Genomic DNA, 19409 nt, shown 5'->3' with positions numbered 1-19409 from the left:
AACCGACGAGAGTGTGAGGCGGAACGCCGGTGATCCGGGTAGTGGTGGTGGACGACGAGGCCCTGGTGCGGTCCGGCTTCCAGATGATCCTGAACGCGTCCGAGGGCATCGAGGTCGTGGCGACCGCCGAGGGGGCGCAGGCAGCCGACGTGATCCGGCGCGAGCTGCCGGACGTCGTGCTCCTCGACATCCGCATGCCGGACGTGGACGGCCTGACCGTCCTGAGGGAGATCCGGACACTGCCCGAGCCGCCGGCGGTGGCCATGCTCACCACCTTCGACACCGACGAGTACATCCTCACCGCGCTGCGCTCGGGAGCCGCCGGCTTCCTGCTCAAGGACACCGAGCCCGAACAGCTCGCCCAGCTGGTGCGCACCCTGGCCGCGGGCGGGGTGGTGATGTCCCCGAAGGCCTCACGCGCGCTGCTGCGCGGCCACCCGGGAGCGGGAGCACCCCGGGACGCGGACGTCGCACGCGTCGGCCTCCTCAGCGACCGGGAACGCGACGTCCTCGTCCTGATCGCCGAAGGGCTCTCCAACGCCGACATCGGTACCCGCATCCATCTGAGCCAGGGCACCGTCAAGGACCACGTCAGCTCGATCCTGACCAAACTGCGGGTCGCCAGCCGCGTCCAGGCCGCGCTCCTCGCCGAGCGCGCCGGACTGCTCACCCGCAGCGGCGACGGCACGACCTGGAACGACGGACGATGAGCACGGGCCGGACACGGTGGCGGCGCCTGCCGCCCTGGGCCGTCGACGCGGGCCTCGTCGCACTGGCCGCGCTCGACGCATGGATCAACCTCTTCGGCGACGCGACCCCGCTGATGTGGACCTGCGCCGCCGTGGGCTCGGCCGGACTGTCCCTGCGCAGGCGCTTCCCACTGGCCGTCTTCCTGCTGACCCTGCCCATGACCCTGTTCATGGACGTGGCGGTCGCTCCGATCGCCGCCTTGTACACACTGGCCGCGTCCACCCGCAACCGCCCCCTGCTGGCCGGCTGCGCCCTGCTGAACGCGGCCGCGGAGACCCTCGCCTGGCCCCTGTCCGACACGCTGACCGGCGACCGGACCTGGACGCTCGTCCAGTTCGTCTACACGCTGGCCACAGCCGTCGCCCCCGTCCTGTTCGGCCAACTCGTGCAGGCCAGACGCGACGTGGCCCGCCAGCTCGTCGAGGTCGAGGAGGCCCGGGAACACGAACGCGTCCTGTACGCCCAGACCGTCCTCGCCCGTGAACGCGCCCAGCTGGCCCGCGAGATGCACGACGTCGTCTCCCACCAGGTCAGCCTCATCGCCGTCCAGGCCGGAGCCCTGCAGGTCGCCGCCAAGGACCCCGACGCCCGCGAGGCCGCCCGCACCATCCGCACCCTCAGCGCGAACACCCTCGACGAACTCCGCCACATGGTCACCCTGCTGCGCGCCTCCGGCGGCAAGGCGACCGAACTCACCCCCCAACCCACCCTCGCCGACCTCCAGCAGCTCATCGCCACCAGCGGCATCGAGACCACCCTGACCGGAGAGCTCCCTCCCGGCATCAGCACCACCGCCCAGCGGACCGTCTACCGCACGGTGCAAGAAGCCCTCACCAACGTGCGCAAGCACGCCCCGGGAGCCCGCGCCGACGTCCACCTGTGGCACGACGCGCACGACTTCGGCGTCACCGTCACCAACACGGCCCCCACCCGCACGACCGTCGCCCTGCCCAGCGCCCGCCACGGACTCATCGGCCTGAAGGAACGCGCCGAACTGCTGCAGGGCACGCTCACCGCCGGACCCACCCCCCAGGGCGGCTACACGGTCGAACTACGGGCCCCCACCCGGCCCGCCTGACGTCGACGCGAGGGGGTCAGGGGGTGAAGAGGACCTTGACGGCGCCGTCGCGCTTCTTCTGGAACATCTCGTAGGCGGCCGGTGCCTCCTCCAGCGGGACGCGGTGGGTGGCGAAGCCCTCGACGCCGAGGGGGTCGCCGTCGGTGAGGAGCGGCATGATGTCGCCCACCCAGCGCCGTACGTTCGCCTGCCCCATGCGCAGTTGGATCTGCTTGTCGAACATGGTGAGGAGCGGCATCGGGTCGGCGGCGCCCCCGTAGACGCCCGAGACGGAGACCGTTCCGCCCCGGCGGACGAGCTCGACGGCGGTGTGGAGGGCCGACAGGCGGTCGACCCCGGCGCGCTTCAGCATCGCCGCGGCGAGGCGGTCGGGCAGCAGGCCCGTCGCCCGCTGGGCGGTCGCGGCGACCGGGCTGCCGTGGGCTTCCATGCCGACCGCGTCGATGACGGCGTCCGGTCCGCGTCCGTCGGTGAGGTCGCGGACGGCCCGCACCAGGTCGTCTCCGAGTTCCTCCGCGTCGAGGACCGCCGTGCCGCGGCTGCGGGCCCGTTCGAGCCGTTCGGGCACCAGGTCGATGCCGATGACCAGGGAGGCACCGAGGTGGGCGGCGATACGGGTGCTCATGTCGCCGATGGGTCCCAGCCCGATGACGGCCACGCTGGAGCCCGGCTCCACCCCGGCGTACCGCACTGCCTGCCAGGCGGTGGGCAGGACGTCCGAGAGGTACACGAAGCGTTCGTCCGGCGGGCCGTCCGGCACCGGAACGGGAAGGGTGTTGCCGAAGGGGACGCGCAGGTACTCGGCCTGTCCGCCGGGCACCTGGCCGTAGAGCTTCGTGTAGCCGAAGAGGGAGGCTCCGGTCCCGTGCTCGCGGACCTGGGTGGTCTCGCACTGCGAGTGCAGGCCCCGCCTGCACATGAAGCAGGTGCCGCAGGAGACGTTGAAGGGGACGACGACCCGGTCGCCGGGGGCCACGGCGGTGACCTCGGGGCCGGCCTCCTCGACGACGCCCATCGGCTCGTGGCCGAGGATGTCGCCGGCGTCGAGGAAGGGTGCGAGGACCTCGTACAGGTGGAGGTCGGAGCCGCACAGCCCGGTGGTCGTCACCTTCACGATCACGTCGTCGGGCCTGGTCAGTTGCGGGTCGGGGACGGTTTCGACACGCACGTCGCGCTTTGCTTGCCAGGTCAGTGCCCTCATGGCGCCTCCTCGTCCGGTGATGGGGGCGGACGCGGGCGACCACGGCCGCTCGCTGTGCGTGTGCCCTCCGCGGCCCGGACGATGCGTGCCGGGCACCGCGGGCCGGGATGCCGGCGTCATGTTCCCCGGCGCCGTGGAAACTCCTCCCGGCGGTGGATGCGGGACGGCGGGCCGGGTACGCGCCGTACGAGAAGCCAACTGATCGCTTCGCATCCACCAGGAGGAGCCTTGAGTGAGATCCAGGACTTCCAGGGCCGCGAGGCCCGGCCGCAGGGCACGTCGGCCGGACCGGCGGCGTCGGGCGGCATGTCGGACACGGCCCAGCAGATGGCACGGACCGCCCAGGACAAGGCCGGCGAAGGGACCGCCCTGGTCGGGGAGAAGGCCACCGACGTGGCGCAGACCGCCAGGGAACAGGTCGCGAACGTCGGCGGGGAGGCGGCGGCGCAGGCCAAGGACCTCGTCGGCGAGCTGCGCGACCAGGTCCAGGACCAGGCGGGCGCGCAGACCCGGCGCCTGGCCGACAACGTACGCAAACTGGCCGACGAGCTCCGCGACATGAGCGAGAACGGCCGGCCCGACTCGACCGCCGCGGGCCTCGTCCGCCAGGTGTCCGACCGCGGGCACCAGATGGCCGAGCGCCTTGAGCAGCGGGGCCCGGACGGCCTGGTCAGCGACCTGCAGGAGTTCGCCCGGCGCCGCCCGGGAGTGTTCCTCGCCGGTGCCGCGCTGGCCGGGTTCGCCGTCGGCCGGGTCGGCAAGGGGGTCGGCGCGGCCTCGTCGCCGGGCTCCCCCGGGGCCGGTACGTCCGGGACGGGGGCCGGCCCGCAGTCGCCGGCGTCGTCGGCCTCGTCGGCCGGGGACGGCGCGCTGACCGGCCGTGACCGCCTGGCGGAGACGGGCCGGGCGGACCCCCTCGACACGTACGGGCAGTCACAGCCCCCGCACGTGGCGCACACCCCACCGGTCACACCCGCGCCCCCGGCCTATCCGCCCGCGACGGGAGACCCCTCCCGCCCCGGCTCCGGTGGCTCGCCGATGCGGGAAGGGAGCTGATCGTGGCCATCTCCTCGCAGCAGCGGCCCGCCGCGCCGACCGCGCACGGGGTGCCGCCGACGCCCCCGACGGCCCGGCCCGCGCAGGGCGACGCCCGCGAACCGTCGATCGGCGACCTGATCGGCGACATCGGCTCGGACCTGTCCCAGCTGGTCCGGGACGAGATCGAACTCGCGAAGGCGGAGATCAAGCAGGAGGCCTCCAAGGCCGGCAAGGCCGTCGGCATGCTCGGCGGCGCCGGGTACGCCGGGCACCTGGCCCTGCTCCTGGGCAGCCTGACCGTCGTCTTCGCCCTCGCCCACGTGATGGACGTGGCCTGGGCGGCGCTGATCGTCACCGCGGTCTGGGCGGTGGTCGGCGCGGTCCTGTACGCCACCGGGCGCAAGCGGCTGCGCACCGTCAACCTCAAGCCCGAGCAGACCGTGGAGACATTGAAGGAGGACGCCCGATGGGCACGGAACCCGATGCGCTGAGGAGCGACGTGGAGTACCGGCGCGCACACCTCGCGCGCAACGTCGACCTGCTGGCCGAGAGGCTGACGCCACGCAAGGTGGCGCGACGCAAGGCCGCCTCGGTGCGGCACGGACTGACAGGGGTGAAGGAGCGTGTGATGGGCACCGCACAGGAGAGCGCGCACGGCGTCGCCGACACCGCCGGACGGGCGGCCGAAAGCGTCGCCGACACGGCCGGACGGGCGGCGGAGAGCGTCACCGGCACCGCCAAGGAAGCCGTGGACACCGTCAGCCAGACCCTTCAGCAGGCGCCCGCGCAGGTCACCCGCCAGACCCAGGGCAGCCCGCTCGCCGCCGGGATCATGGCGTTCGGCGCCGGCATGCTCGCCGCCGCCCTGCTGCCGACCACCGAGATGGAGGAACGCGCCGGGCAGCAGGTGCGGCAGCACGCGGACGAACTCCTCGAACCGCTCAAGCAGACGGCGGTGGAAGCGGCCCAGGAGGTGAAGGAGGAACTGCGCGGCCCCGCTTCCGAAGCGGTCGAGTCGGTCAGGTCGAGCGCGCAGGAGGCCATGGCCACCACCAAGGAGGACGCTCAGGCCGCCGGACGGGAGACCGCCGAAGGACTGCGGCAGGTCGGCCGGGACGCCGCCCAGGAGGTACGCGACACCGGCGGTCGCCCGGAGTGATCTCCGTCAGGGTCCCGCCCGCACGCCACGGGGGCGGGCATGCGAGGGCAGCCGCGTGAGCGGTGCCGGGAAGGAGACGCGATGAGCGCGCCGAGGCACAAGGACAAGGACAGGTTCGCGCGGGCGCGCGACGAGGAGGAGCCCGGATCCCACTCGGGTTCCGAGAGCCAGGCGCGAGAGCGTGTCGTTCCCGGCACGGCCTCCGCGCGGGAGGGATACCACGACGGGGGTACGGGGAAGGGCGAAGCGCTGGAGGGAGTCGAGGCCGGGACGCAGGAGGGGGCACGCGAAGGCGCCGGGGACGCCGCCGCAGGCAGCGGTCGAACGCGTCGGCGCAGCGGGCCGGAGTCGGGCCCTCGGTGAGGAGGCGGTCGTGGACGTCACCCGGGACCAGGTGCGTGCGCTGCTGGAGCCGGCGGGCGAGGACCGCTCCCTGGTCGTGCTGGAAGGGCGCACCGAGGTCGTCGCGACGGCCCTGCTGACGTCGCCGGGCTACGCCGGGGCGATCGAGATCGCCTCCGGCCGGGACCTCGCCGGCACGCTGCCGTCCGGGGCACCGTCCGAGCACGACCTCGACGCGCTGGCCGCACGGCTCCGGTCCGTCGTCGTCGCTCTCGGGGCGTGAGCTCGCGGGGCCCGAAGGCCCCCGCGGCACGGCTCCCCGGCACGGTGGCGCCCGCGCGGCGCTCCACGGGTCCGAGCAGCGCCCGGCCCGCCCCGCCACCAGGACGGGGCAGGGCGGGCCGGGCGCCGCTCGCCGGTCACGACCGGGGCAGAGGAGCCGTGAAGGTGACCATCAGGCGCTTGCCGTCCGAGGCCCGCTCGCCGACGGACACGACCTTGCCGCTGTCGTACGCGTAGAGGGTGCCCGAACGGTGGAGGTAGCCGCCGTCGGGCATCACCATCGTGCCCGCGTACGCGAGCTTGCCGGTCGCGGGGTCGAGGGCGCCGACGCGGGTCCAGTACGCCTTCTGCGGGTCGGACTCCGCGATCACCACGCGGTTGCCGAGCGGCTCGTAGCCGATGAAGGAGGCGCTGCCCGCCCTGCCTTCCCACACCACCTTGCCGGACGTGAGGTCGGCCACGACGGTGGAGCCGTCGCGCACCTTGCCGAAGAACAGGCCCTTCTCGGTGAAGGCGTCCTCCTTGTCCTTGAAGACGAGCTCGGCCGCCTTGCCGGTCAGGTTCACGGACGTGGCGTTCCGCCCCTCCTTGTCGAAGTTGAGCACGCGGGGCGGGCCGGAATCGCCCTCGCCGGTCCGGACGGCGACGGTGAGCGGGTGGTCGTTGAGGATCGCGATCGGCTCTCCGCCCTGGTCGGAAACCGTGCGGGGGGATCCGCCGTACTGGGTGTCGAGGACGACCAGTTCGTTGCGGCACTGCGGCTTGGCCACGATGTGCTCGGCGCTGAAGACGTACGAATAGCGGCAGTTGACGGGCGCACCGGCCAGCGGGTCGGCCGCGGCGCCGCTCTGGACGTCGAACGTCTGCACCGACTCGGTGGTGTTGAGGCCGACCGTGATGCTCTTGGTCCCGACGTGGACCTGCGGGGCGTTGGCGCCGTACTGGGTGGCGACCTTCTTGGCCCACAGGACGGAACCGGTGTCGATGTCGACCGCGGCGAGGTAGGAGCAGTCGTCGCCGCCCGCGTCGAAGAGGACGGCGCCGACGCCCTTGAGGCTGACCCGGGGCGACATGGCACAGGGCTCGCCGGCTCCCTTGGGCGGCTCGACCCGCCACTTCTGGGTGCCGGTCGCGAGGTCGTAACCGCGGACGCCGTGTTCGTCGCCGTACGCGAGGACGGAGCCGCGGGTCCAGCGGGCGGGCCACTGGACGCTCGAACCGAAGGAGGCGGTGGAGCGCGGGAGTTCGGCGCTCTGCCAGGCGACGCCGAGGGCGTCCGACGGCTTGTCGGAGCCGCTGCCGCTCGACCCGGAGCCGCTGGAGCCGGCGGTGAGGGCGAAGACGATGCCGCCGGCCACGAGCGCCAGGGCGAGCACCGACCCGATCACAATCGCGGCGATCCTTCCGCCCGACATCCCTGCGGACGGCCGGGCCGCCGCGGGGGCGGGGTGCCCCCATGCCGCGGGTCCTGCGGGTCCGGCGTAGGCGTGCGGGCCCGGCGGGCCGGGCGGTGCGGGGAAGGCCCCGCCGCCGGCGTACGGCCCGGCCGGGGCGCCGTAGCCCGGGTGGGCGGAAGGGGTCGGGTAGGCGGGGGCGCCGTGGCCGGGGTGCGGGGCATGCCCCGGCGCTCCGGCGGCGGGCGCGCCGAACGCCGGTCCGGGGAAGGCCGGTTGCCCGGTCGCGGGCGACGGCTGCTGCGGCGGCTGCGGCACCGGGTGGGCCTGGGGTTGCGCCGCCGACGGCTGGTGCGGCTGCGGTGGCAGGGTCGGCTGCGGTGGTACCGGCGGGCCGGGCGGTCGCCCGTCGCCGTCGGCGGCGGGCGTGGCCCCGCCTCCTGCCGCGCCGCTGCGGTCGCCCGCCCGGGCGTCGGCACCGCTGCTCTCAGGCCGGTTGTCCTGAACCATCCATGTCCCCCGTGTCTGCTGGTCGAAAAGCCGCTGGGGCACCTTTGGTCACGTGGGCCACAGCGGTACCCGCCATGCTACGAGGCCGGTTCCCCGGCGCGGCACCGGGCCGTTGGGCGCCCGCCGGGGCGGGCCGGAGCCCTGGGCGCTCCGGCCACCCCCCCCGGGGGATCAGCTTCCGGCCGGTCGCAGGGCCCGGCGCGCCGGGAGGGACGTGGCGGTCAGGGCCAGGGCGAGGACCCCGGCCACGAGGGAGCCGCACAGCAGCGGAGGCAGGTGCGGGGCCTCCCCGGTCAGGGCCCGGGTCATCGGGAGCAGGGTGGCCAGGGCGATCGCCGCGCCCAGGGCGAGGCCGGAGCACGCGATGAGCAGCGCCTCCCAGCGCACCATCCGCAGGACCTGGCGGCGGGTCGTGCCGATCAGGCGGAGCATGCGCAGTTCCTGGCGGCGGTCGGCGACCGTCATGACGAGGGTGTTGGCGGCGGCGACGGCCGCGAAGCCGCCGAGGACCGCGGCCATGGTGGTGTTCGCCCAGGCGTTGACCTCCCGGTCGACGGCGCGGGCGGCGTTCAGGCCGGCCGCGTCGGTGACGGTGCCGATGCCGGCGGGGGCGGGGGAGGCCCCCTGGACGAGGAGTTCGGTCGGGGCGCCGGAGGTGGTGTGTCCGGCGAGGTCCCGGGCGGGAAGGGTGATCTCACCGAAACCGAGGCCGCGGGTGTAGACGGCGACGACCTCGGGGCGGACGGGGGTGCCGTCGGGCAGCCACAGCTCCAGGCGGTCGCCGGGCGCCAGGCCGGCGGTCTCGGCCAGGAGCCGGTCGACGGCGACGGTACCGGGACCGAGCCGGTCCAGGCCCCCCTGGCGCACACCGAGGTCCTGGACGCGGCTCGGGTCGCCGCTCACGGCCTGCGCGGACGCGCTGCGCAGGGTGCGGCCCTCGCCCGCGCCGTGGGCGACCAGGACCGAGGTACGGGTGACGGCGACGGCGGCGGTCACACCGGGGACGGCCGCCGCCCGGGCGGCGGCGTCGGTGGGCAGCGGGCTCCCGCCGGCGCCGACGACGACGTGGTCGGCGGTCAGGCCCGCGGCCTGCTGCCGGGCGGTGGCGCGGTCCTCGCTGGTGTGCAGGAAGAGCAGGGTGGAGGAGAAGGCGGTCGCGAGCACGATCGGGGTGAGGGCGGAGGCGAGACGGCGGGCGTTGGCACGGGAGTTGGCGGCGGCGAGCGCGCCGGGCGCCGCGGCGCCGCGCAGGGGCAGGCCGAGCAGGGCCGTGCACGCGCGGGCGATCAGCGGCCCGAGCAGCGCGACGGCCAGCATGAAGAGCATGACGACGCCGAGTGCGGCGTTCGCGGCGTCCTCGCCCCCGCCGGAGGCGGCCAGCCCCGCGAAGGAGGCTCCGCCGGCGAGGGCGGCGAACCCGAGGGGCGTGCGGATCCAGCCGGGGCGCAGCCGTTCCACGGCGGCCGCGGCGAGGGCCTGGCCGGGCCGGATCCGTGCCGGGCGGCGGGCGGCGGCCAGGCCCGCGAGGAGCGCGGTGACGAGCCCGAGGCCGAGGGCGCAGGCGTAGGGGATCCAGCCGAGGGAGAGCTCGACGCCGGCCGGGATCGCGCCCTTGTCCTTCAGCCGGTCGAACCACCAGGCGGCGAGGGCGGTGCCGGGCAGGCAGCCGACGACTCCGGCGGGCGGTGCGACGATCAGGGCCTCGGTGGCGACGGTGCGCCGGATCTGCCGCGGCGTGGCGCCGACGGCCCGCAGCAGGGCGAACTCGCGGGACCGCTGGCCGACGGCGAGTGCGACGGTCGCGGCGGCGGTGAAGACGGCGACCATGGCGGCGATCCCGCCGAAGGAGCCGCCGAGGGCCGTCAGGAGCTGCTTGGCGGCGTCGAGGCGCGGGTCCAGGGCGCGCGCGTCGCCGGTGAGGACCCGGGCGTGGCCGCCCGCGTCGGCGACGGCGGTACGAGCCGCCGCGGCGAGCGCGGCGGTGTCGGTCCCGGGCGAGGGCAGCAGGGCGAGGGCGTCGAGGGCGTCGGGGTGCCCGGAGAGGGCGCCGGCGTCGGCGTCGGCGAGCCAGACCCCGGCCGCGGCGGTGTGGCCGGCGACCGTCAACTCCCGGACGCCGGCGGGGGTGTCGAGCCGGACCCGTTCCCCCACGGCCGCGGTGGCCGCGCCCGCGGTGGCCGGGCCGAGGACCACCTCGCCGCGCTGCGGGGCGCGACCGGTGGTCAACGGCGCGGGGACCAGGGCGGTGGCGGACCAGCCGGAGGCGGTCGCGGGCCCGGCGGGGGTGCGGACGGGGAAGGTGACGTCGGGTACGGCCTGCGCGAGGGGGGCCAGCCGCCGGGTCAGCGTGGCGGCGAGCGCGGCGGGGATCCGGGCGCGGTCGGGGACCGCGGCCGTGAGGTCGTAGGCGCCGTCGCCGCGTCCCACGCGTTGGGTGACGTGCTGGTCGGCGGCGACGACCACGGGTGCGGCCGCGTACCGCTGGGGGGCGGGACCGGCCCGCAGCCCCGTCTGGAGCAGGATGCCGCAGGCGCTGACGACGGCCACGGTCAGCAGGAGGGCGACGAAGGTGCCGCCGAAGGCGGCGGGGCGGAAGCGGACGGCGGCGCGGGCGAGGCCGTTGGGGGCGTGCATCAGGCGGCCTCGGCGGGGTGCGGGCGCGCGGTCAGCCCCGCCATGCGGGCGGCGACGGCGGCTGCGGAGCTGCGCGGGAGGCGGTCGGCGACGAGGCCGTCGGCGAGGAAGAGCACCTGGTCGGCGTGGGCGGCGGCGACCGGGTCGTGGGTGACCATGACGACGGTGGCGCCGAGCGTGTCGACGGCGTCCCGCAGGAGGTCCAGCACCTCCCCGGCGGTGGTGGTGTCGAGGGCTCCGGTCGGCTCGTCGGCGAAGACCACGTCGGGGCGGGTGACCAGGGCGCGGGCGATGGCGACGCGCTGCTGCTGGCCGCCGGAGAGTTCGGCGGGGCGGCGTCCGCCCTTGCCCTGCAGCCCGACCCGGGCGAGCAGTTCGCCGGCCCGTGCGCGGTCCTGGCGGTCGCCGGCCAGGCGCATCGGCAGCAGGACGTTCTGCTCGACGGTGAGCGAGGGCAGCAGGTTGAAGGCCTGGAAGACGAAGCCCAGACGGCTGCGCCGCAGCACGGTGAGCTGGTTCTCGTTCATCCCGGTGATCTCGGTGCCGCCGAGGCGGACGGACCCGGAGTCGGGCCGGTCCAGCCCGGCGGCGCACTGCAGGAAGGTGGACTTGCCGGAGCCGGAGGGGCCCATCACGGCGGTGAAACTGCCGTGCGGCAGGGTCAGGTCGACGCCCCGCAGGGCGTGCACGGCGGCCGACCCGCGGCCGTACCGCCTGTGCACTCCCCGCAGCTCGACGGCGCCCGCCGCGGCCGCGGCCCCGTACGCCGTCCCGCGCGGCGTGGTGCCGTCCTGTCCGCGCCCGCTCCGTCGGAGCCCCATGTGTGCCGCCTTTCCGCTGTCCACGTCGGTGGGTGGGTGTCGTCCTTGATCGACGCCTCCGACGCTACGGACCGCCCCCGGGGCGGGACCATGACGCGGTCCCGCGCTTCCGGGGTGGGGGAAACCCCACCTGGCGGTGGCGGGGCTGCGGGCCGCCGGGCCCGCGGCCCCGGACGGGCGCAGGGGTCAGGACGGGTCGCCGTACTGGAGGCCGCGTCCGTTGGTGCCGACGTACACGCGGCCGAAGACGTCGGGGTCGCCGGTGATGACGCCGGTGCCGCCGATGCTGCCCCACTGGTGGGCGTCGTCGTTGACGCGGAGCCAGCCGGCGCCCTGGTCGGTGGAGCGGAAGACGCCCGTGACGTCCTTGACGGTGCCGATCAGGTACAGGGCCTGGTAGTTGGAGCCCGGTGCGGCCTTGCCGAAGCCGACGGCGGAGGCGGACTTCACCGCGGCGAGCCGGGTGAAGGTGCGGCCGCCGTCGGTGGAGTGCAGGAGCCCCTGGCCGCCGCCGGCGATCCACAGGTCGCCCGCGACTGCGGGGACGGCCTTGAGCCGGCCGTCGGCGGGCAGGCCCGAGGCCCGGGCGGTGAAGGTCGCCCCGCCGTCGGTGCTGGCGTAGAGCGTGCCGCCGGCCAGGGAGTAGAACGTCCCGGCCGAGGAGCGGTCGGCGACGACGACGGCGTCGGTGCCCAGGCCCTTGACTTTCGACCAGGTCGCTCCCTTGTCGGTCGAGCGGTACGGAGCCTGGCCCGCCTGGGTCCACACGACGGCCGAGCCGTCGGCCGAGAGCGCCACCCGGCCGCTGTCGGCGCCGGCCACGGGTTCGGACGCGAAGCCGTTCCAACTGCGGCCGCCGTCGGTGGAGTAGGCGCCGTCCTGCGCGCCGCCCCGGCCGACGCGGACCATCATCGAGGGGTTGGACTGGGCGAAGTCGATGGATGTGCTGTTGGTCATCATCGGGTTCTTCAGCCGCCCGGCGGGCACCTCGGTCAGCGAGTCGTGGCGGAATCCGCCCAGGTCGCCCATGGCCGTGATCACGTGGGCGCCGCCCGGCGGGGCGATCGCGTCCAGCAGCGAGGTCTCCTCCAGCCCGCGGGCGCCCACGCTCCAGTGGCTGGTGCCGCCGCTGTCGGAGGCGTTGGCGTCCTTGCTGCGCAGTATGCCGCTGCCGGTGCCGTACAGCACGTGCCCGGAGTCGAAGGGATCGATGGCCAGGGCGGTCATCCAGTGCCCGGTGCCGGTGCCCATGTACGGAGCGGCGGAGGCGTCGCGCACCGACGTGGCGGCCAGGGCCTTCCATGTCGTGCCGCCGTCGGTGGTCCGGTAGATCTCGTCCTCCGGCCACCACCGGCCGAGGGTGGTGACCATCACCGTGGAGGGCTTGCGCGGGTCGACGGCCAGACCGGAGAACCCGTAGGTGCCCTGGGACGGGGAGATGTTCCTCCACGCTCCGCCGGCCGGCGTGTGCTTCCACACCGAGCCCCCCGTCACGCCGTTGGGGCCGAGCGCGTCGGTGTACGTCAGGTACAGCGAGCCGTCGCCGGAGAGCACGCCGTGCTGGGGCATCTGTCCGGTGGGCTGCCCGGGGACGGCCTGCCAGGTGCTGCCGCCGTCGGTGGAGCGGTAGAGGGAGGTGGACCTGTCGGCGACACCCACGTAGACCGTCCTGCTGCCGGCCGGGCCGTACGTCACGAAGGAGATGCCCGCACCGCTGCCCGCCCCGTCCTTGACGGGGAACGAGGAGACCTGACTCCATGTCGCGCCGTGGTCCGTACTGCGCCACAGGCCGTTCTTGCGCGTGCCCAGCAGCAGGGTGCCGTTGGCCGCGGGGTCGACCGCCAGCCGTTCGCCCGCACCGCGGCCGTCCTCGTTGCCGCCCAGTTTGAAGGGCAGGTCGGTGCGCTGGAAGGTGCGGCCGCGGTCCTGGGAGCGGAGGACGGCGCCGTTGCCCGCCCAGTTGTTGGTGTAGGTGCCGGTGGCGAGGTAGAGCCGGTCGGGGTCGACCGGATCGGTGGCCAGCGCGTCGATGCCCAGCAGGTTCCAGTCCTTCTCGCCGAGCCAGTCGGTCAGCGGGATCCACTGCTCGGCCCCGGTGTCCCAGCGGTAGGCGCCGCCCATGTCGGTGCGCGCGTACAGCAGGCCCTCCTCCCGGGGGTTGAAGACCAGTCCGGTGACGTAGCCGCCGCCCACCACCTGGGCGTTTCGCCACGTGTACGGTCCGGAGCCGGCCGCCTCGGGTGCGGTCGTCCGGACCAGCTTCCACTGCTGGTTGGTGCCGCCGTGGCCGCGGTACTGGACGACCGCCGCGCCGTCGGCCGTGGAGCCACCGGAGACGTCCAGGACCTGGCCGCTCCTGCGGGAGGTGAGGACGACGGCGTCGGAACCGCTCACCTCGTCCATCCGCCATTCCTGGGAGGTCGAAGGACTGTCGGTCTGCTGCTCGGCGGCGGCCGCCTGGGCGGTCGAGTCGCCGGCTATGCCCAGCACTTTGCCGCTGTTGCGGTTCACCAGCTCGTAGTAGCCGTCTCCGGTGGGGCGCAGTTTCCACTGCTGGTTGGCAGTGTCCTGGTCGGTCCACTGCTGGATGCGGGTGCCGTCGGCGGTGGAGAAGGCGTTGACGTCCAGCGCCTTGCCGCTGCGTACGGAGACCAGCCGGTAGTAGGCGTTGCCGTCGACCGTCGCGGCCTGCGAGTCGTCCTGCACGTAGAGGAGGTACGGCACGAGGACGGCGGGCACACCGAGCAGCAGTCCGGTCCCGGTCCAGCGACGGCGGTGGCGTCCGCGGCGCCCGCCGTTCGGGGGGTTCTTCATGGGTGTTCTCCTTGCGTCTTTCCGTGGATCGGGCAGGTCAGCGCTGCAGGGTGAGCAGACCGGGCCGGTACGGCAGCCGGTCGTAGGGGCCGCCTGCTGCGGGCGCCTTGCCCTGGTGGAGGAACCGCAGGTTGCAGGGGTCGACGGTCATGGTCTGGTCGGGGTTGTCGCGGACCAGGTCACCGTGGCTGATGTCGTGGGTCCAGGTGGCGCCGCTGTTCGCCTTGCCCGCGAAGGGGTTGCTCTCGGAGGCGGCCTGCGGGCTCCACGGACCGTTCAGGCTGGAGGCGGTGAACGAGCGGAAGTAGCGGGCCTGGTGCGCGCCCCTTGCCTCGACGATCATGAGGTACTGGTTCTGGCCCTGGACCTTGTAGACCTGCGGCGCCTCGAACAGGTTCTCGGGTGTGTCGCTCATGACCGTCGTGTACGAGGAGCCGAAGTTGCCCGGGAAGTTTCCGATCGGCATGCTCGCCCGGTAGATCTTGCCGTTGTCTCCCGCGAAGAACAGGTACATGTTCTGGTCGTCGGCGATCAGGGTCTGGTCGATCGGGCCGGTGGAGGATTCGGTGCGGGGGATGCTCCCGGTGAACAGCGGCTGCGGCGCGGACCAGCCGTCGGGGTTGGCCGGGTCGCTCGACGTGCGGTAGACGAAGGGCCACGCCCCCCACTGGTACGCCAGCACCCAGATCTTCTTGGGCGCGAAGTAGAACAGCGTCGGAGCCACCGCGGCCTGCCTCATCCCGGTCTGGCGGGCCGACGCCATGTCCGACCAGTTGGTGAACGGACCGGACATCATCGAGCCGTACGAGGATCCCGAGAAGGTCGACCCGTAGACCAGGTGCTTGCCGTTGTACATCACGTGGGTGAAGTCCTTCAGCGAGGCCCACCCGTTCGCCGGCTGCGCCAGCGCACCCGTCGACGTCCACCGGTACGTCGACGGCAGGGCGCACGTGCCCGTCGGCGCGGGGGTCGGCGGGGCCGGCGTCCCGGACGGGCCGGTCCACTTCTGGTTGCCGCCGGACCAGCAGGAGTGCAGCTGGATCCCGGTGCGGTTGGCGGTGCCCGCACCGACGGCGTCGAGGCACAGCCCGGACCGGACCCCGGAGATCGTGCCGTCGGCGTTGAGGTTCCACTGCTGGTCGGCGCTGTTGTCGCAGTCCTCGATGACCACCGCGGTGCCGTTGCCGGTGCCCTTGCCCTTGGCGGCCAAGCACTTGTTGCCGTAGACCGTCAGCTGCTTGCCGGGGGTGTGGGTCCAGCGCTGGTTGGGCCGTCCGTGGCAGTCCCACAGCTGCGCCTGGGTCCCGTTGGCCGTCGTGGAGCCCTTGATGTCGATGCAGCGGCCGGAGGCGACGCCCTTGATCGTGCCGGTGCCGGTCCCGTTGGTGGTACCGGGGGCTGCCTTGAAGGCGTTGGCGACGGCGGTGTAGGCGGCCTTGGGGTTGCCGCCGCTGTCGAACAGCAGGGGCTTCTCACCCTTGCGCCACGAGTCGCTGTCGCGGATGCCCCAGACGGTGATGCCGGTGCACCGGGCGACGGACAGGCAGGCCTTCACCGTGTCGGCGTAGTGGGCCGGCGACGCCTGGGCGATGTCCAGCTCGGTGATCTGGACGTCGACGCCCAGGGCGGCGAAGTTGGCCAGGGTGGTCCGGAAGTTCGCCGGGGGGCCACCGGTGCCGAAGTGGCTCTGGAACCCGACGCAGTCGATCGGCACGCCGCGGGAGGTGAAGTCCTTGACCATGCTGTAGACGCCCTGGGTCTTGGCGTCCGACCAGTTCTCGATGTTGTAGTCGTTGTAGCAGAGCTTGGCGGAGGGGTCGGCCGCCCGGGCGGTGCGGAACGCTTCCTCGATGAAGCCGTTGCCCAACACGTTCTGGAACACCGAGCTGCGGTGCTGGGTGGAGCCGTCGGCGAACGCCTCGTTGACCACGTCCCAGGAGTGGATCCTGCCCTTGTAGCGGGTCATCAACGTGGTGATGTGGTGGTTCATCACGCCGCGCAGCGTGTTCGCGTCGCCGATGGAGCTCACCCAGGACGGGAGCTGCGAGTGCCAGACGGCGGTGTGGCCGCGCAGGCGCTGACCGTGCGCCGCGGCACGGTCGACGACCCGATCGGCCGGGCCGAAGGTGAAGGTGCCGCGGGACGGTTCGACGGTGTCCCACTTCATCTCGTTCTCCGGAGTGACCATGGTGAACTCACGGTCCAGGACGGCGGTGTAGCTCGCATCGCCGAGCCTGCCGGCGGCCACAGCGGTGCCGAAGTACCTGCCCGAGGGCGCCGCCTGCGTGCCCAACGGGGTCGCGGCTCCGGCGGAGCTGGGCAGGAGCGTCAGGACACCGGCCACCAGTGCCGTGGCCGACAGTCCGATCGTCAGTGTCCGGCGACGCCGACCGCGCCGGTGCAGGCCCTTCTGCGTACGTGGCGCGCGGCTTTCACGGGTATCTCGCGTCATGGGGCGCTTTCTTTAGGGGGGTGCCTGTGGGCGTGGGGCCTGCCGCGCCGGCTCGCACGGTGAGCGGCGGGAAGAACCCCACGAAGTGGAGGCTCCCGAGCGCGGGGCCGCGTAACGGAAAAGGTCGCGCCGCCCCGGAGATCGTCCCGTGATGCATCTCGCAGGCGAAAAGTGTTACGCCGGGCCCCGTCGTCCGGTCGCCCATGGGAAGGGGAGGCCCGTACCGGTGCGCGGGCAGCCGTCAGCGCGCGGCCCCGGCCGCGACGCTCGGCGAGCAGTGCTCAGCGAGCAGTGCTCAGCGAGTTGTGCTCAGGACCGGGCCTTGCGGACGACGAAGGAGGCCTGGCCGGCGAAGGCCTGGGTACCGTCGGAGCCGTCGAGCCAGATACCGCCGTCGCGGTGGCGGACGACCGAGCCGGGGTAGTTGTGGGAGGACAGGGTCACCGACCCGGCGACCGCCCCGGGGCGCGGGCAGAAGGTGGCGTCCTTCCGGAACAGTTCGCTGCCGTCGTCGGTGCTCAGCCGCAGCCGCAGGTAGTGGTGCCGCAGGTAACGGCCGTCGGCCGCACGGAAGGTGACGCACCGTGTGTCGGCCAGCCCCTGGACCACCGTGAACGTGACGCGCTGCCGTGCCTGCGTGCTGCTGGACGCGGAGATCCGGCCCAGCGTCGCGAAGTCACCGGAATACGTCAGGTAGAGGTCGGGCTGGTCCACGGACTCCAGCGACTGCTCGCCCAGCGGAACAGAGCCTCCCGCGACGGCGGACGGACTCGCCGAGGGCGGCCCGGCCGACGTGGGCGTGTCCGACGGGACCGGTGCGGAACGGCCGGCGGTGGGACCGACCGCGGGAGCGGCGGTGACCTCGGGCACCCGGGGCGCCGGTTCCGGCCAGGCCGCGTAGGTGGCGGCCCCCGTGACGAGGACCGCGCCGACTGCGAGGCCCGCCAGCGGATGAGCGGTCACCGCCTGGAGTTTGCCGGTCACCGCGCCGTGCAGACCGCCTCCCTTCGCCGCCGTGCCCGAGGCCACGGGGAGCATGGCCGCCCCGGCGGCGCTTGCGGCCGAACCCGACAGCAGGCCCTTGGCGGTCAGAGCGGCGATGAGTCCGGCGGGGACGGCCAGGGGCACGAGGCTGAGGAGCAGCAGCTCAGCGGGGACCCGGTTCGCCGTCGTCGCCGTGCAGACCGGGCAGTCGCGGGTGTGCCGCGCGATCCGCTTCCGCCACACGGATGTGTGCAGACCGTCCCATCCGGCGACGGTCTGCGCCAGCTGCGGGCATCGCGGGTGGGCCGCCAGCGCGGCGACGATGGTCCGGCTCAGTTCCAGCTGCTCGCGCATGCGCTGCAGGCGCACGCCTGCGTGGGCGGCGGTGAGGCCCGTCGCCGCGGCGATGTCCTCACGGCTCAGCAGTCCGGCGCGCTCCTGCCACCACAGTGAGAGGAGCACCCGGTGGTCCGGGTCGAGCCACCGGCCGGCTTCGGCGATCTGGCGGCGCTCGTCCGACACGTGCAGGCGCAGGATCGTCGCGTCCTCGGGTTCGGGGCCGGCGTCCGGCATGTGGAGTGCCTCGTCGATGACCGCGGTCCGGCCGGCGGCGACGCGCTGCCGCTGCCAATGGGTCTGTATCTGGCGGAGCGTGATCGACACCAGCCAGGAGCGGAAGCTGTCGGGAGCGCGCAGGGCAGGCAGATCGCGCACCACGCGCAACAGCGTCTCCTGGACGACGTCGTCGGCGTCGGCATGTCTGCCCACAGCTCGCCGGACGACGTTGTAGATCAACGGCAGGTAGGCGGCGATCAGCTCTTGGCGCGCCCGGTCGTCCCCGGCCTGCGCCGCGACGACCAGCTCCGCGTGGTCCGCGTCCGTGAGCCCCATTCCCACCCTCCTCGTCACGGCGTCAGACCCTAGCGTCCGCACGCGTGTGCGACCAAAGCCCGCGCGTGGGCCGTGGATCATGCCCCTCCTGGTGCGGACGAGAGGGATGGTCCTTCCCGCCGAGGTAGGGGCGGGGGCCTTTTAGGCGGTTGCGTGGGGGGTGTCAAGTCCCGACTTTCCGCAACATGACCCGGGTGCGGCGGCCGGGGCTTACTTGTGGTGCGGGCCTCACCGGAAAGGAAACGAGGCGACGCGGAAGGGCCAGGAAGACCTCGCAAGAGGAATTCCACTCCCTCCGGAGTCCACCGCAACCCGGAATTCCGGGACACCCCCTATATCCCTTTGCAATGGCAGGAGAAAGTCATGATCCGCAAGATTCACACCAACGAAGTCACCCGCCCCAAGCGCCGGAGCTTTCGTATCGCGTCGCTGGTTGCTTCGGCTGCTGTGGTGACCGGAGGGGTCCTGCTCCCGGCCGCTGCCGCCTCGGCGGCCCCGATGCCCTCCCAGGCGGTCGCCTTCGCCTTCCCCGAGGGAGGCGGCAAGGGCGGCGACGGCGGTGACGGCGGCGGCGGCCTGGTCGGCGGCGGCGGTGGCTCCGGCGGCTCCGGTGGCGGCAGCGTCCTGGGCACCGGCGGCGACGGCGGCAAGGGCGGCAACGGCGGCGACGGCATCCTCTCCGGTGGCGGCGGCGGTGGCGGCGGTGGCGGCGGCGACGGCAAGGTCGGCGGCAACGGCGGCGACGGCGGCAAGGGCGGCAGCGGCCTCTTCGGTGGGAACGGCGGCGGCGGCGGTGGCGGCGGCGACGGCTGGATCAAGGGCGGCAACGGCGGCAAGGGCGGCGGCGGCGGCTTCGGCGTCTTCGAGGGCGGCGACGGCGGCAAGGGCGGCAAGGGCGGCTTCGGCGGCATCTTCGGCGGCCAGGGCGGCGCCGGTGGGGCCGGAGGCGGCAGCATCTTCTGACCCCCGCGCGACCGGTCCTACGGGTGGAGGCCTTCGGGCCTCCCCCCCGGGGGGGGCGGGGGCCCGCGGCCCCGCCCCCCCCCCCCCCCGCCCCGC

Annotated in this window: 14 protein-coding genes; 7 read left to right on the top strand and 7 right to left on the bottom strand. The window is 74.0% G+C overall.

Translation table 11 applies throughout. The annotated features are described in order from the left end of the window. Positions 1 to 83 precede the first annotated feature (83 nt). Together LG632_RS02290 and LG632_RS02285 are read left to right on the top strand one after the other, a co-directional pair. Positions 84 to 710, top strand: coding sequence for a response regulator (locus LG632_RS02290; RefSeq protein WP_264201313.1), 627 nt, complete (start codon positions 84 to 86; stop codon positions 708 to 710). After that, positions 707 to 1828 carry a sensor histidine kinase gene (locus LG632_RS02285; protein WP_226724614.1) on the top strand — a complete coding sequence of 374 codons (1122 nt, stop codon included), beginning with the start codon at positions 707 to 709 and terminating at the stop codon, positions 1826 to 1828. The genes LG632_RS02290 and LG632_RS02285 overlap by 4 nt, the downstream gene beginning before the upstream one ends. 16 nt (positions 1829 to 1844) lie before the next feature. On the opposite strand, the gene LG632_RS02280 is transcribed toward LG632_RS02285, so the two are convergent. After that, positions 1845 to 3029: an alcohol dehydrogenase catalytic domain-containing protein gene (locus LG632_RS02280; protein ID WP_226724613.1), complete on the bottom strand. Its 1185-nt coding sequence runs from the start codon at positions 3027 to 3029 to the stop codon at positions 1845 to 1847. A gap of 228 nt (positions 3030 to 3257) precedes the next feature. On the opposite strand from LG632_RS02280, the gene LG632_RS02275 reads away from it, so the two are divergent. From LG632_RS02275 to LG632_RS02260, 4 genes are all read left to right on the top strand, one after another. Beyond that, positions 3258 to 4085, top strand: a complete 828-nt coding sequence (locus LG632_RS02275) for a hypothetical protein (protein WP_226724612.1) — start codon at positions 3258 to 3260, stop codon at positions 4083 to 4085. 2 nt (positions 4086 to 4087) lie between these two features. After that, entirely contained in the window at positions 4088 to 4558 is a 471-nt protein-coding gene (locus LG632_RS02270) for a phage holin family protein (protein WP_226724611.1), read from the top strand. Continuing rightward, positions 4534 to 5226, top strand: a complete 693-nt coding sequence (locus tag LG632_RS02265) for a DUF3618 domain-containing protein (protein ID WP_226724610.1) — start codon at positions 4534 to 4536, stop codon at positions 5224 to 5226. Before LG632_RS02270 ends, LG632_RS02265 begins: the two co-directional genes overlap by 25 nt. Positions 5227 to 5599: 373 nt before the next feature. Beyond that, positions 5600 to 5851 carry a hypothetical protein gene (locus LG632_RS02260; RefSeq protein ID WP_226724609.1) on the top strand — a complete coding sequence of 84 codons (252 nt, stop codon included), beginning with the start codon at positions 5600 to 5602 and terminating at the stop codon, positions 5849 to 5851. A gap of 136 nt (positions 5852 to 5987) precedes the next feature. On the opposite strand, the gene LG632_RS02255 is transcribed toward LG632_RS02260, so the two are convergent. From LG632_RS02255 to LG632_RS02230, 6 genes are all read right to left on the bottom strand, one after another. Beyond that, positions 5988 to 7238, bottom strand: a complete 1251-nt coding sequence (locus LG632_RS02255) for an outer membrane protein assembly factor BamB family protein (protein WP_226724608.1) — start codon at positions 7236 to 7238, stop codon at positions 5988 to 5990. Between the two features lie 687 nt (positions 7239 to 7925). Then, positions 7926 to 10388 (bottom strand): ABC transporter permease, encoded by a 2463-nt coding sequence (locus tag LG632_RS02250; RefSeq protein ID WP_226724607.1) that lies wholly within the window; start codon positions 10386 to 10388, stop codon positions 7926 to 7928. Beyond that, a complete protein-coding gene (locus LG632_RS02245) occupies positions 10388 to 11209 on the bottom strand; it encodes an ABC transporter ATP-binding protein (protein ID WP_226724606.1) in 822 nt (273 codons plus the stop codon). Before LG632_RS02245 ends, LG632_RS02250 begins: the two co-directional genes overlap by 1 nt. Positions 11210 to 11395: 186 nt before the next feature. After that, positions 11396 to 14023: an RICIN domain-containing protein gene (locus LG632_RS02240; protein WP_226724605.1), complete on the bottom strand. Its 2628-nt coding sequence runs from the start codon at positions 14021 to 14023 to the stop codon at positions 11396 to 11398. 37 nt (positions 14024 to 14060) lie between these two features. Beyond that, positions 14061 to 16475: a non-reducing end alpha-L-arabinofuranosidase family hydrolase gene (locus LG632_RS02235; RefSeq protein WP_226724604.1), complete on the bottom strand. Its 2415-nt coding sequence runs from the start codon at positions 16473 to 16475 to the stop codon at positions 14061 to 14063. A gap of 309 nt (positions 16476 to 16784) precedes the next feature. Further along, a complete protein-coding gene (locus LG632_RS02230; RefSeq protein WP_226724603.1) occupies positions 16785 to 18350 on the bottom strand; it encodes a sigma-70 family RNA polymerase sigma factor in 1566 nt (521 codons plus the stop codon). A gap of 363 nt (positions 18351 to 18713) precedes the next feature. Between LG632_RS02230 and LG632_RS02225 the strand changes: the two genes are divergently transcribed. After that, complete coding sequence (locus LG632_RS02225; protein WP_226724602.1) at positions 18714 to 19313, top strand: hypothetical protein; 600 nt, start codon at positions 18714 to 18716, stop codon at positions 19311 to 19313. Positions 19314 to 19409: the final 96 nt, after the last annotated feature.

Source organism: Streptomyces antimicrobicus, from assembly GCF_020532625.1.
Taxonomy (GTDB): domain Bacteria; phylum Actinomycetota; class Actinomycetes; order Streptomycetales; family Streptomycetaceae; genus Streptomyces; species Streptomyces antimicrobicus.
The sequence above is the reverse complement of the archived record's forward strand: the minus strand, read 5'-3'. Positions and strand labels throughout refer to the sequence as shown.

Coding starts and splice junctions, on each gene's coding strand:
- LG632_RS02290 (WP_264201313.1), top strand. CDS start 84: ATGATCCTGAACGCGTCCGAGGGCATCGAGGTCGTGGCGACCGCCGAG.
- LG632_RS02285 (WP_226724614.1), top strand. CDS start 707: ATGAGCACGGGCCGGACACGGTGGCGGCGCCTGCCGCCCTGGGCCGTC.
- LG632_RS02280 (WP_226724613.1), bottom strand. CDS start 3,029: ATGAGGGCACTGACCTGGCAAGCAAAGCGCGACGTGCGTGTCGAAACC.
- LG632_RS02265 (WP_226724610.1), top strand. CDS start 4,534: ATGGGCACGGAACCCGATGCGCTGAGGAGCGACGTGGAGTACCGGCGC.
- LG632_RS02250 (WP_226724607.1), bottom strand. CDS start 10,388: ATGCACGCCCCCAACGGCCTCGCCCGCGCCGCCGTCCGCTTCCGCCCC.
- LG632_RS02245 (WP_226724606.1), bottom strand. CDS start 11,209: ATGGGGCTCCGACGGAGCGGGCGCGGACAGGACGGCACCACGCCGCGC.
- LG632_RS02240 (WP_226724605.1), bottom strand. CDS start 14,023: ATGAAGAACCCCCCGAACGGCGGGCGCCGCGGACGCCACCGCCGTCGC.
- LG632_RS02235 (WP_226724604.1), bottom strand. CDS start 16,475: ATGACGCGAGATACCCGTGAAAGCCGCGCGCCACGTACGCAGAAGGGC.
- LG632_RS02230 (WP_226724603.1), bottom strand. CDS start 18,350: ATGGGGCTCACGGACGCGGACCACGCGGAGCTGGTCGTCGCGGCGCAG.
- LG632_RS02225 (WP_226724602.1), top strand. CDS start 18,714: ATGATCCGCAAGATTCACACCAACGAAGTCACCCGCCCCAAGCGCCGG.